Origin of the sequence: Nocardia sp. NBC_00881 (assembly GCF_045207455.1) — a bacterium.
Classification (GTDB): Bacteria; Actinomycetota; Actinomycetes; order Mycobacteriales; family Mycobacteriaceae; genus Nocardia.
Genome location: NZ_CP108798.1, coordinates 1,557,305 through 1,570,836 on the forward strand (window position 1 = coordinate 1,557,305; position 13,532 = coordinate 1,570,836).

At 65.7% G+C, this 13,532-nt stretch carries 7 protein-coding genes and 2 pseudogenes; 6 read left to right on the forward strand and 3 right to left on the reverse strand.

Going from position 1 to position 13,532, the window contains the following annotated elements:
* Window positions 1-105: 105 nt before the first annotated feature.
* The 3 genes and pseudogenes from OH799_RS06355 to OH799_RS06365 all read left to right on the forward strand — a co-directional run.
* Window positions 106-333: pseudogene (locus OH799_RS06355) on the forward strand (DUF4158 domain-containing protein); the annotation flags it as partial.
* A gap of 129 nt (window positions 334-462) precedes the next feature.
* On the forward strand, window positions 463-3,519 hold the full coding sequence (locus OH799_RS06360) for a Tn3 family transposase (protein WP_406276666.1): 3,057 nt from the start codon (window positions 463-465) through the stop codon (window positions 3,517-3,519).
* A gap of 269 nt (window positions 3,520-3,788) precedes the next feature.
* Complete coding sequence (locus OH799_RS06365; protein ID WP_406276668.1) at window positions 3,789-4,523, forward strand: alpha/beta hydrolase; 735 nt, start codon at window positions 3,789-3,791, stop codon at window positions 4,521-4,523.
* A gap of 198 nt (window positions 4,524-4,721) precedes the next feature.
* Here OH799_RS06365 and OH799_RS06370 read toward each other — a convergent pair whose 3' ends face one another.
* Together OH799_RS06370 and OH799_RS06375 are read right to left on the reverse strand one after the other, a co-directional pair.
* Window positions 4,722-5,660 carry a tyrosine-type recombinase/integrase gene (locus OH799_RS06370; RefSeq protein ID WP_406276670.1) on the reverse strand — a complete coding sequence of 313 codons (939 nt, stop codon included), beginning with the start codon at window positions 5,658-5,660 and terminating at the stop codon, window positions 4,722-4,724.
* Window positions 5,661-5,793: 133 nt separating this feature from the next.
* Window positions 5,794-6,599 (reverse strand): IS5 family transposase gene (locus OH799_RS06375; RefSeq protein WP_406281864.1). Its coding sequence is split into 2 segments (ribosomal slippage): window positions 5,794-6,255 and window positions 6,258-6,599, totalling 804 coding nucleotides; the frame shifts between segments, so codons are not numbered across the junction.
* Window positions 6,600-6,736: 137 nt separating this feature from the next.
* Here OH799_RS06375 and OH799_RS06380 point away from each other — a divergent pair.
* Entirely contained in the window at window positions 6,737-7,927 is a 1,191-nt protein-coding gene (locus tag OH799_RS06380) for an IS701 family transposase (protein ID WP_406281867.1), read from the forward strand.
* 786 nt (window positions 7,928-8,713) lie between these two features.
* Here OH799_RS06380 and OH799_RS06385 read toward each other — a convergent pair.
* Entirely contained in the window at window positions 8,714-9,091 is a 378-nt protein-coding gene (locus OH799_RS06385) for a hypothetical protein (RefSeq protein ID WP_406276672.1), read from the reverse strand.
* A 314-nt stretch (window positions 9,092-9,405) separates the two neighbouring features.
* Here OH799_RS06385 and OH799_RS06390 point away from each other — a divergent pair, with 314 nt between their 5' ends.
* Both OH799_RS06390 and OH799_RS06395 read left to right on the forward strand, forming a co-directional pair.
* Window positions 9,406-10,539, forward strand: coding sequence for a hypothetical protein (locus OH799_RS06390; protein WP_406276673.1), 1,134 nt, complete (start codon window positions 9,406-9,408; stop codon window positions 10,537-10,539).
* 111 nt (window positions 10,540-10,650) lie between these two features.
* Window positions 10,651-13,470, forward strand: a pseudogene (locus OH799_RS06395) (Tn3 family transposase).
* The last annotated feature ends 62 nt before the right edge of the window (window positions 13,471-13,532 follow it).

The window sequence follows — 13,532 nt, forward strand, 5'->3', positions numbered from 1 at the left end:
TAGTATCGGCCGAAAATCGGGCGAATATGGCGTAGCCAGCTGGCAGAGAACGGTTTTCACGTTCAGGGTGCGGCCTCGGGTCGTTGGTGCTTGGCTTGGCTGCCGATGAGGGTTGATCGGCGTGCTGGAGGTTGGGGTTTCGCGGACGAGGAGTTGGAGCGTCTGCGGGGGTTCCCGGAGATCAGCCGAGAGGAGCTGTTCCGGTATTTCACGCTGACTCCGGCTGATCTGGCGTTCGTGGATCCGGGCCGTGGGCGGGGTCCGGCGGATCGGTTGGGTCTGTCGATCGCATTGTGCACGCTGCCGTGGCTGGGGTTCGTGCCGGACCGGGTGACGGCATGAGGGGTCCAGTTGAGCCGAAACTGGCGTTAGCGAATGATGACGACCGAAACACGTTGCTGTGAAGGTTGATTCGCCGGATTGGCGGGTGCGGGCGGGCGTGTGGTGGTTGCATGTCGGGTTGTGCGTGATGAGGTCGGGGCCGGGTATGGCCGGTTCGGTGTGCTGTCGAGAGTCGAGCTGGAGCGGTTCTTTTATCTCGATGACGAGGACCGCAAGCTGATCCAGGCCCGGCGGCGGGATTCGAATCGCCTTGGCTTTGCCCTTCAGCTCGTGACTGTTCGGTATTTGGGGATGTTTCTGCCGGATCCGCTCGACGTCCCGGGCGAGCTGGTCGATTACCTGGCTGAGCAATTGGAGATCGCGGATCCGTCGTGTGTGAAGTCCTACACCGACCGGGAGAAGACCCGGTTCGAGCACGCGTGGGAGATCCAGCGTAGCCAGGGGCTGGTCTCGTACGCGCAGGTCGAGACCGAGCTGCTGGCGTGGATCGCTGATCAGGCGTGGATGACCGGCGACGGCCCGAAGGCCCTGCTCGCGGGCGCGGTGGACTGGTTGCGTAAACGCAACGCTCTGCTACCTGGTATCACGACCCTCGAAAGGCTGGTCACCGACGGCAAGCAGGATGCTGACCGGCGCCTGTGGACGCAGCTGGCCGGTCAGCTGACCGGCGGGGAGGCCGGGCAGTTGCTGGGGCTGCTGGACACTCGGGAACGGAACCGCCGCAGGTATGTCGAGCTGGAGCGGCTGCGCAAGGGCGCGTTCACCCCGTCGTCGACGGGTATGAAAAACGCGCTGGCGCGGGTGCGTGACATGAAAGCGGTGATCCCGGCCTCGGTGGACATCGCGGCAGTACCTGCGCGTCGGTTGATCGCGCTGGCCGCGCACGGATTGACCGGCAAGACCGTGCATCTGCGGCGGATGAAGCCCCAGCGGGAGCGGTTGCTGGCGTTGCTGTGCGCGACGGTGTTCACCTTGCGCGCCAAGGCCATCGATGACGTGCTGGAGTTGTTCGATCTGCTGATGGTCACCGACTTGATGGCCAAGGCCGAACGTCAGTCCACCGACGAGAAGCTGAAGCGCTACCCGCGGGTGAGCCGCAACGCCGGCAAGCTGGCCCAGGCGGTGCGAGTGCTTTTGGAGATGAGCGAGGCCGAACCAGGGTTGTCGCTGGAATTGGTGTGGGATCTGATCGAGAACACCGTGTCCAAAGCCGAGCTGCGGGCCGCGCTCACATCGATCGATGAGCTTGTGCCGCAAGCTGATCCGGAGTGCGACTCGCAGCGGCTCGAGGAGCTGGCGAACCGGTACGCCACGGTACGGGCGTTCCTGCCCGCGATGATGCGCAACATCGACTTCGGCGCCACCGCCGACGCCGCGCCGGTACTGAAAGCCGTTGCCGCGCTGGCGGATCTGATCTCTCCGCAACGCACTGGCCGCGGCGGGTTACCGGCCCGCTGGCTCGATGCCCGCCGTGTCGATCACAACCTGGTCGGCGGCGGCTGGCAGCGCCTGGTCTACCCGCCGGAACGGCCGGAACAGACCGTGGACCGGGGCGCCTACACCCTGTGTGTGCTCGAGCAGTTCCACCGGCATCTCAAGCACCGCAACATCTTCGCCGAGCACTCCTCGAAATGGCGTGACCCCCGCGCGCATCTGCTGTCGGGTATGGCGTGGGAGGAGGCCCGCGACCGGGGCATGAACGCGCTCGGCCTGCCGGACAACCCGCGCGCGATGCTGGGCGAGCTGAGCGAAAGCCTCGACGCCACTTACCGGGAGCTGGCCGCCCGGTTGGGTGCCGACACTCCGGCGACGGTGGACGAGGACGGGAAACTGCACGTGGCGGCGTTGAACGCGGTGCCGGACCCGCCGAGCCTGGTCGATCTGCGCCGCCGCACCGCGGCGATGATCCCGCGCGTGGACCTGCCGGAGATGGTCCTCGAGGTGATGAGCTGGCATCCGGAATTCGGGGAGTCGTTCACCCACGTCGCCGGCACCAAGGCCCGCGTCGCGGACTTGGGTATGTCCGTGGCCGCCGTCCTGTGCGCCCAGGCCATGAACGTCGGACTCGTACCGGTCACCTCGCCCGGCACCGACGCGCTCACCCGTGACCGGCTGCGCCACGTCGACCAGCACTACCTGCGGGCGGAGACGATGGCCGCGGCGAACACGGTGCTGGTCAACGCCCAATCCGAGGTGCCATTGGCCCAGCTGTGGGGCGGCGGCTGCGTCGCCAGCGTGGACGGGATGCGGTTCGTGGTGCCCGTCCGGTCCATCCACGCCCGACCCAACCGAAAATACTTCGGACCAAAACGGGGCAGTACCTGGCTGAACATGCTCAACGACCAGGCCGCCGGCCTCAACGCGATGGTCGTGTCGGGCACCCCGCGCGACTCGCTCAACGCCATCGACGTGATCCTGCGCCAACCCGAGGGCAGCAAGGTTCCCGACGACATCATTTCCGACGCAGGATCGTATTCGGACATCGTGTTCGGCCTGCTGCATCTGCTGGACCGCAAGTACCGGCCGCAGCTCAAGCACCTACCCGACCAGCGGTTGTGGCGCATCGACCCGGCCGCCGACTACGGGCCCCTGGACAAGGCCGCACGAGGGCGGATCGACATCGAGAAAGTGTGCTCCCACTGGGAGGACATGTGCCGGGTGGCGGTGTCGATGAACCGTGGTGAGGTCTCCGCGCACGAGGTCACGCGCATGATCTCCCGCGACGGCAACCCTACCCACCTCGGCCAGGCCATCGCCCACTACGGCCGGATTTTCAAGACCCTGCACATCTTGCGCCTGGCCGATGACGAACCCTATCGGCGGGAGGCGAAGGCGCAGGCCAATCTTCAGGAAGGACGCCACGATCTGGGTCGCACCGTCTTCCATGGCCGCAAGGGTGAACTCGTGCGCGCCTATCTCGACGGCATGGAAGATCAGCTGTCCGCGCTCGGGCTCGTTCTGAATATCACCGTGCTGTGGAATTCGGTGTACCTGGACCGAGCCCTGGACGAGCTGCGTGCCCAGGGCTACCCGATCCGTGACGAGGACGCTGCCCGGCTCTCGCCGTTTATCCGCCGCCACATCCGGCTCGACGGCCACTACAGCTTCCACCTGCCAGATCTGAGCGGAGGCCACCGGCCGCTGCGGGATCCGGACGCTCCCGATGATGACGAGTGAATCGGGCGCTCAGGCCCGGCCCGCCCAGCAGTATGGATATAGCCAAGTAACGTGAGCCGTAGGAGTTGCGTGCGTCCAGCCACGGAGTCACCGCAAAAACCCGTTGGCGGACGACTGCGACCACTGCTACCTTTCCGGAGGCCGTGCCAGAGAACGAGGAGGTGGTATCCGTGAACGCAGTATCGACATGGGTGCTCCCCTCCGGGGTCACGGTCGGGCGATAGGTCGTCCGGGAGCGCCGTTCACGAGCCCTCCCGAAAGGCACGACCGTGCAATTCATTTCCGAACAGCGTCTCGACGACGACATCTGCGAGCGCGAATTCACCCTCGACGAGATCCCCGGCATCCTGTGGACGCCCTCATCCGCATCCACACCGGTGCCGCTGATCCTGCTCGGTCCCCCTCCCCTCGGGCTGCGCAAGGCGTACCCGCGACTGCTGGCCCGGGCCCGGCATGCCGTTGCGGAGGGCTACGCTGCTGCCACCATCGAGCTCCCCTGGAGCGGTGAGCGGCCCCGTTCGGCCGCCGCCGATCAGGCCCTCGCCGACCTGCATCGGGCGCTGGCGGCCGGCGGGCGGGTCGACGACGAGATCGTCGACCGGCTCATCCTCCCGCTGGTCGATAAGGCGGTCCCGGAATGGCAGGCCGCCCTGGACGCCCTGCTCGCGCTGCCCGAGATCAGCGGCCCGGTCGGGTATTCAGGAGGAGTGATCTCCATCGGCACCCGGCTGGCAGTGGTCGAGCCGCGCATCGCGGCCGCCGGGCTGTTCGCCGGGAGTTTCGTGCCCCGCGCCATATTCGAGGAGGCCCGGCAGGTCACCATCCCGCTGCACGTCCTGCTGCAATGGGACGACGAAGGAAACGACCGGCAAATGGCCCTGGACCTGTTCGACGCCTTCGGCTCCAAGGAGAAGACGCTGCACGCCAATATGGGCGGACACACCGGCGTCCCGCAATTCGCCGGGGAGGAGGCGAACCGGTTCTTCACCCGGCACCTGAAGTGAGGCCGGGCCGGCAGGCCAGCTGCAGACAATAGAGCCGTCGGCCAGGATGCCGCTATCGAGGCAGGTCCCGGCCCTCCTCGATAGCGGTGGCCGCAGTCGACACACTTCTATGCCGCAACCCGCGCGGTTCGACGCGGCTGACGCGCGTGCCTACGGAAGATCAACGGGCCGAGCGCCTTGACGGCCGTGGCCTAGAGCTCAGCGGTCCGGCCGACGGCGCGCGGCCGGGTCGCTGTCGGCCTGGAACCGCAGCAGTCCTTCGTCGGACACGCGAGCGTACTTCGCGAGGCTGCGTACCGAAGTGTGCCCGCTCAACTTCATCAGCATCGGTGTGGACGCGCCGTCCTCGGCCGCGTGCGTGAGCCGCGAATGCCGCCATTGGTGCAGCGTGTAAGGCCCGTCGTCGTAGTGGCTGGTGTGGGTCTCGAACAGCTCGGCAGCACGCCGGTAGGACAGCCGGGCCCGCCCGGTCACCGGGTCGAGATCGTTGCTTGCCACCGAGGGGCGTGCTTTGCGGTCGGTCACGAACAGCGGCCCTCGGCGCCGACCAGCCAGCATCCGCGGCAGCAACCGCGCGGTGCCGGTCTGCCACGCGATCCGGTCACGGGCTCCACCCTTGCGGGTTACCACCGCGCACCGGTTCACGGTGTCGACGTCGGGGACATCGAGCATCAGCACCTCCTCGGCGCGCGCCGACGATTCGTAGAGCATGTGCCACAGCACCCGCTCGCGCAGCGGCGCATCCGATCCCAGGATCTCGGCGACACGCTCACGCGAGAGCGCCTTGCTGGTATCCGGCGGGGCCGGACGGGCCTTCAACCGCACCATCGGATTGCCGGTCAGCCAGTCCTGCTCGACCCAGTACCCGCACGCCGACACCAATGCCGTCAATCGGATGTTGAACGTCTTGGCCGACTTGCCGCCCCACACGAAGGTGATCCAGCCGGCCACCCGATCCGGCTGCGACCCCAGCACCGCCACATCGGTGTCGGCGCCGAAGTCGGCGACGAGGCGATCCAGCGCCGCTTTGTAGGTCGCCTTCGTGTTCTCCACCGTGATCGTCGCCAGGTAGATCTTCACCGCATCACCGAGGCGGACCCCGCCGACCGCGCTGGGGAGTTTCCGGACCTGACCCATCGCACCAGCCTCCGACCGCTACCGCAGATAGTTTCCCGAGTCGTCCTCACGCGAAGGGTGCATCGCGCCAGGACGACTCGAGGGTTACCGCACATAGTAGGACACTATGTGCGGTAACCGCTAAGACAATGTCTCATGTGGTTGATTTCGCGAGTTTCTTATAGCAGGTCAGTGTCGCGGCGAGGGTGAGGAAGGCGAGGAAGTGGGTGGCCTTGTGGTCGTAGCGGATGCTGAGGCGGTGGTAGCCGGTCAACCAGGAGATCGTGCGCTCGATCACCCACCGGTGGCGTCCGAGGCGCTGGGAGGATTCGATGCCTTTGCGGGCGATGCGGACGCCGATGCCGCGGTCTCGCACCCATTGCCGGAGTTCGGCCGTGTCGTATGCCTTGTCGGCGTGCAGCTTACCGGGTTTGCGTCGGCGCGGACCGCGCCGCGACCGGATGGCTGGGACCGCTTTAACCAGCGGCCGCAGCGCTTCGGCGTCGTTGGTGTTGGCCGCCGAAACACCCACCGACAGAGGGATTCCCGCGCGGTCGGACAGGACGTGAAGCTTCGAGCCGGGCTTGCCGCGATCGACTGGGCTCGGACCGGTCAAAGGTCCCCCTTTTTCGCCCGAACACTCGCTGCGTCGATCACCGCCCGCGACCAGTCGATCAAGCCTCGGCTGCCCAGCTCGTCCAGGACGGCGTTGTGTAAACGCCGCCACAGTCCGGCCTCGGTCCACACGCTGAACCGGCGGTGCGCCGTGGGCACCGTAACCCCGAACGACGGCGGCAGCATCCGCCACGCACAACCACTGACCAGCACGAACACCACCGCCGTGAACACTGCACGCTCGTCGGCCGGGGCGGTGCCACCACCCTGCGGACGCGCAGTGAACTCCGGAAGCAACGGCTCTACCAAAGCCCACAACTCGTCCGGAACAAGACGTTTCGACAACTCATCGACCACGAGTCGAACATCATGCAGCACAGCCGATTCCGGCACAACACAAACCAATCACAACCACGTAAGACACAGTCTAATACTCCAGCCGCACTTAGTTATGTTGTGCGGTATGGTCTTTCGTCGTGTCGATCGGTGAGGATCTGGCTGCGTGGGTAGCCGGGCTGGATGATCTGTTTGGGCTGGTTGCGGGTCGTTTCTATCGCGCGGAGCCGCGGTTGCGGGCGCGGATGTATGTGCGTGGGTTGTTGGCGCCGTTGGCGGGGAAGAATGGCTGGACGATTGCCGAAGCGGCCGGGGATCTGACGCCGGATGGGATGCAGCGGCTGTTGAACAAGGCCGCGTGGGACGCCGACGGAGTACGTGACGATGTGCGCGCCTACGCGGTCGAACATCTGGGTGATCCCGATGGGGTGTTGATCGTCGATGAAACCGGGTTCATCAAGAAGGGTATGAAATCGGCTGGGGTGCAACGGCAATACTCGGGCACGGCAGGTAGGATCGAGAACTGCCAGCTGGGTGTCTTCTGCGCCTACGCCACCAGCAAGGGCCGCACACTGATCGATCGGGAACTGTATCTACCCAAGTCGTGGACCGAGGATCGCGCCCGCTGCCGGGAGGCGAACGTTCCCGATAGCGTGGAGTTCGCTACCAAGGCCACCCTCGCCAAGAAGATGCTCGCGCGAGCCCTGGACGATGGAGTCCCGGCCCGCTGGGTGACCGCGGACGAGGCCTACGGCGGCGACTACAAGTTCCGGACGTGGCTCGAAACCCGCCACATCGGGTATGTGGTTGCGGTGCCACGCCGCCAGACAATCCCGATCACCGCTGGCTGCACCCGTGCCGACCACCTCGTCGCGCAAGCACCGCCCGAGGCGTGGAAGCGGCTGAGCTGTGGTAACGGGGCGAAGGGGCCACGCATGTTCGACTGGGCGGTGGCCTCGCTGCCGGTCTACGAATGGACCACCGCCGCGGGCTGGAGCCGCTGGCTCCTTGCGCGCCGGGCCCTCACCCCGAACAGCAAAGGCGAACTCGAGATCGCCTACTACATGTGCTACGCCCCCACCGGCACCAGCGACAACACCCTCATCCGAGTCGCCGGCACCCGATGGGCCATCGAGGACTGCTTCCAGACCGCGAAAACCGAAGTCGGCCTCGACCACTACCAGGTCCGCCGCTACGACGCCTGGTACCGCCACATCACCCTCGCCATGCTCGCCCACACCTACCTCGCAGTCACCGCCGCCATCTCCCCAAAAGCATTGGCAACGACCTCATCTCGCTCACCCTCGGCGAAATCCGCCGTCTTCTGGCATACATGATCGCCCACCACCTCGATCACACAGCCATCTGGCAGTGGTCAACCTGGCGGCGTCGACACCAATACCGAGCCAGAAAAGCCCACTACCAGCGAAGACGCCGATTACATAACTAAGTGCGGCTGGAGTACTAAGCGCCAGTTTCCGCAGAAATGGGCAGGCGCCGAAAATCCTTCCACGCGAACGACTCTCACTCCTCAACCAGGCGACACGCCAGCTGTCCAGAGAAGTCGCAGCAGGGCGCGCTAACGCCAGTCTTCGCTCAACTGGACCCCACATGCCTCACCCAAGCCGGCCTCGCCGAGCGAGCTGGGGCTGTCACAGGCCAAAATCTCACGCATCGAAGGCTCCGATCCCGCCGTGGGCCAAACGGTCCTCGCCAAACTCGCCGATGCTCTCGATACCACCCCCAACATCGCCCTTGACGCCGACGACACACCCGCGTGAGCTTCGTCAGCCACCACAGCGACGCAGCCTGACTGCTTCGAAACGAGAGCCCGCCGGTACCCTTCGTCGGTTACCGCCGAGGCGCATCGAAAACTTCTGGACCTGGAACGATGACAGCCAGGTCAGCAGCATGTTGCTCGTGACCACGCATCCACGGTGATTCATCGAAAACGGAGATGCCCGACGCCGAAAGCCGATCGATCGCATCTTCGTCCAAGCTCCGCCTGCGAACCCCGCCGTGGCACAACTGAAGACTTGGCCCGAGTCGGCGGTCGAGGCGGCTGTTATCAGGCATCTTTCGACTCACTCGCCACGACTGTTGCGGTCCGCCAACGGATTCTGTCATCCGACGGTCCAGCGGTCATCGCAGTCGATTATCCTATGATCGGGGCCATCAACCGTGCACACCTGAAAGGTAACATAACCGGCTGACCAGTTGCGGGTGAAAGTAAAGGAATCACCGGCGCCACCCCCGACGTACTTATTATCTTCCACGTAACCTGCGTTCGACTTCTTGAGGATGATGCCGAGGACGCCATACCCGTCCTTCTTGCTGTCCTCGACGCGGAGTTGGTATCGCCCGGTGCCCACCTTTTTCCAATAACTTCCTTCGCAGCCCCCTCCACACCCCGGGACAGCATTCGCAGTACCGGCCGTGCCGACCAATGTCATCGCTGTGAGTGCACAGACAATCGCGCCGCCGAACAGGTTTCGCTTCATGATCAGATGCCGTTCCTTTGTCGAGTTACTCGAGACTCCACGGCAAACGAGGTCGATCGCCCTTCAGTTTGCACGTGGCCATACAAGGTAACAATCCGACTCGCATGCACTCCAAGCCCGCGGAGTAATTTGATACCCCGTTGATATTCCCCGCCTGGAACTGCTACGGTTCGAACCAAATATAATACAGACACCGGGACATTCAATCCATCTCGGGTGGACTGGATTTCGTGATCCCGCATGAGTGATGGCCCTGGTCAGGTGGTCCGCCCTAGACGTGATCGATCGACCGACCGCATCATCTCCGAGCAACGGTGAAAATCATCCCAGCAACTACGAGGCGGCGACGTTACCGTAAGAACCCTGCCAGCGCCGACCAGTGGCTCCGCAATCCAGGCGTCGGGGACCGGCTGCGGGCACTCACGACCGGTGACCTGCCGTTGACTCACGACGCTTTCGCCGCCCTCCCACGCTCCAGCGGCGTCAGCTACTTGCGCGAACTTCTGATGACGACCGGGCTGCTGCCCCAACGCAATCCCGAGCTGCTCAGGTTCGATGAATGGACCAGCGACCTACTCGACCAGATCGACGCGACCGACGACCGCCAGGCGCTGGCGACCTACATCAAATGGCATCACCGCCACCGGATCCTGCGACAACTCGACAACGGCACCCTGCGTGCGGGGTCCTGGAACACCGCCCGCCAACAAGCAAGGGTCGCAATGGATTTCCTCAACTGGTTGCGATCGCGGGAAACAACCCTGGCCGAATGCACACAGCACGATATCGACGACTGGTTCGCCGACGGCCCGAAAACCCGCCTGACAGCCCGCATCTTCATGACCTTCGCCATCCGGCGACGGCTCTGCCCGAAGCTGCGCATCCCCAACCCGCCCAGAGTCACACCCGAGGCACAGCCTCAGGCCGAACGAATTGCGCTGGTCCGCCGCCTGTTCGCCGACGACTCGCTGGCGCCCATCGATCGCGTCGCGGGTTTGTTGGTCCTGCTCTACGCCCAGCCAGCCACCCGCATCACCCAGATCAAGGTCGACGACGTGACCACCCGCAACGATCAAGTGCTCCTGCGAATCGCTGAGGAAGATCTGCTGATGCCCGCGCCACTGGACCGCCTCATCACCGACCTGATCACCCGGCGCCGCAACATGGGAACCGCCGCCAACCCCACCTCGCCCTGGCTGCTCCCCGGACAGCGACCGAACCGACCGATCACGACGAGCCGACTCCGGAACCGACTTCGCGGCCTTGGCATCACCGGCACCAGTCGAGTCGCAGCCTTCAACGAGCTCCTGCGCGAAATCCCCGCACCAGTCCTCGCCGACCTGGTCGGCTGCCACCCGCGATTCGCCGCAGAACGTGCTTCCGCCCTCGCGACCGACTGGGCCAACTACGCCGCCATCCGGGCGCGCCCGTCACCCGCGCATGCGTGAGATCCACGGGCATACGAGCACGCCGAATATGGGATTGCACCGGTCGTAGCTCGAACAGCGACGTGGGCCTATGCACCCGGCGGGTGGTACCGACTCGCGAAACTATCTGCGGTGGCGGCTTACCGCCAGATCCGGTTGACTTGGACCCCACGGGCCGTGACCACGGCACCGCCGGTGGCGGTGGCCCGGCTCGCCGAGCAGCTTCGGGTGGATCCGGTGGAGATCGGCGCGCACGGCAAGCGCGCCAAGACCCGCACCGAGCATGTGCGGCTGGCCGCTCAGTATCTGGGCTGGCGGTCGGCCGGTCCGCTGGAGTCGAAGGAACTCGACGAATTCCTGCTGGCGCGGGCAACGGAGCACGATTCCCCGACGCTGCTGTTCCGGCTGGCGTGCGAGTATTTGATCTCGGCTCGGGTGATCTGGCCGCGCCCGGTCACGGTGGTGGAACGAGTCGCACATGCGCACCACCAGGCCCAGACCGAGACCTACGACCGGCTCGCGCCCGAGTTCACACCCGAGCGGTGCGTGGAGCTGGACGCGCTGCTGGTCACCGATCCCTCGCTCGGGGTATCGCGGGTGCGGTGGTTGTCGACGGGGCCGGTGGAGGCGTCCGCGCAGGCGGTGAAGGCCGAAGTCGAGAAACTGGGTTTCCTGCGTGGTCTCGGCGCGGATCGGCTGGATATGTCGGTGCTGCCCGCCGAGCGGCAGCGGTTCCTGGCCACGATGGGCCGCCGCCTGACCCCGCAGGCCTTGGAGCGGCGGGAGCCGCAGCGCCGGTACCCGATCCTGTTGACGGTGCTGGCGCAATCGGCCACCGACGTGCTCGATGAGGTGGTGGCGCTGTTCGATCAGGCGATCTCGGCGAAGTTCGGCCAGGCGGAGCGGCGCATGCAACAGCAGCTGGCCGAGCGCGGCAAATCCGGTGAGGACCGCCAAGCCTTGCTGGACGAGTTGCTGGCCATCGTCACCGATCCGCAGATCACCGACGAGGAGATCGGCGGCCTGATTCGCGGCGACCGCATCGGGTGGGACCGGCTGTGGGCGGCGATCGCGCAAGCCAAACCGCGGCTTCCGCGTGATCACGGGCATCCGGCCGCGCTGGATTCGTCGTACAACTATCTGCGGCAGTTCACCCCGGCGGTGTTGTCGGCGGTGCGGTTCGCCGGCGGCACCGCGGCGACCGAGCTGCTGCTCGCGGTGGACATGCTGCGCGAGCTGAACACGACCGGCCGCCGCAAGGTGTTCGACGAGGCACCGGCAGGGTTCGTGCCGACCAAGTGGCGCGGCTACCTCGAGGAGGCCCGGAAATCCGGCAGCGTCACCGCATACCGGCACTACTGGGAGCTGTGCGTGCTGCTGGGCTGCGTGACGGGTTGCGCAGCGGGGACGTGCACGTGCCGGGCTCGCGCCGTTACGCCGATCCGGCCGCTTACCTGCTCACCGCCGAACAATGGTCCCCGCAGCGGGCCGAGTTCTGCCGCCTGGTCGGCAAACCCGCCGATCCCGGCGAGGCCCTGGCCGCGGTGACCGATGAGCTGCACGAGACGGTCGGCGAGCTGGAGGCAGTGCTGTCCGGCGGGGACGGCCCGGTTCATGTGGACGAGACCGGGGATCTGGTGATCTCGCCACTGACCGCCGAAGACGTTCCTGCGGAGGCGGTTTCGCTCAAGGCGGAGCTGACCGAGATGCTACCGTTCGCACCGATCGTGTCGCTGCTGATCGAGCTGGACAAACGCACCGGCTACCTGGACTGCTTCACCCACGCCTCGGGTAAACAGACCCGCACCCCAGAACTCAAACGAAACCTCCTCGCGGTGCTGCTGGCCCACTCGACGAACCTGGGACTGACCCGGATGGCGGAGGCCTGCGGCATCTCCTACGACATACTGGCCTGGACCGCGGAATGGTATGTGCGGGAAGAGACCCTGCGCGCGGCGAATCTGGCGATTATCGACTATCACCAGCGGCTGCCGCTGACCCCAGTGTTCGGCGCGGGCACGCTGTCCTCGAGCGACGGGCAGCGGTTCCCGGTCCGTGGCAAGTCGACCTCAGCCCGGGAGATGGTCATCCACGGCGGCCGGGTGCTGTCGACCACCCATGTCACCGATCAGCACGCCACCTACGGCACGAAGATCATCGTCGCCACGAAACGCGAAGCGCACTACGTGCTGGATGAAATCCTTGGCAACGCAACGGATCTGCCGATCACCGAACACGCGACCGACACCCACGGCGTGACCCTGGTCAACTTCGGGCTGTTCGACCTGCTCGGGATGCAGCTCTCACCCCGGATCCGAGACCTGGGAAAGATCACCCTGTACCGGCCCGGACCCCGCCGTGAGACCGAGGCCCGGTTCCCGCACGCCGGACCGCTGGTGACGCAGCGGGCCAACCTCGAGCTGATCGCCGAGCACTGGGACGATTTGCTGCGGCTGGCCGGGTCGCTGAAGTTCGGGCGCGCCACCGCCTCGCTGCTGGTCGGCAAGCTGTCCGCCTCGGGTCGGCAGAACACCCTCGCCACTGCGCTCAAGGAGTACGGGGCCCTGCGGCGCACCGTATACGCCGCCCTTCCTGTCGGATCCGGATTACCGGCGCAGGATCTCCCGCCAGCTCAACAAGGGCGAATCCCTGCACGCGCTGCGCCGGGACCTGCTGTATGCGCACGAGGGCACGATCCGCACCCGCCAGCTCGAAGACCAAACCGAGCAAGCCTGGTGCCTGACCCTTGCCACCAACGCCGTAATCGCCTGGACCACCGAGTATTACGGGCTCGCCGTCGACCAGATACGCCGAGCCGGACGCCGGATCGATGACGACGTGCTGGCACATATCTCCCCGGCGCACAGCGAGAACATCAACTTCTTCGGCGCCATCGAGGTCGACCTTAGTGCCCACGTAATCGGTGTCCGCAATATTCGTACCCATCCGTGAATCATCCTGTGGCGAACAGGTATTGATGTTTACGTTCGCCACTCACATGGCCACACCGGCGG

What these genes read in the sequence shown, in the direction of transcription:
- OH799_RS06370 (WP_406276670.1), bottom strand. Translation starts at nt 5,660, where the DNA reads ATGGGTCAGGTCCGGAAACTCCCCAGCGCGGTCGGCGGGGTCCGCCTC.
- OH799_RS06385 (WP_406276672.1), bottom strand. Translation starts at nt 9,091, where the DNA reads ATGAAGCGAAACCTGTTCGGCGGCGCGATTGTCTGTGCACTCACAGCG.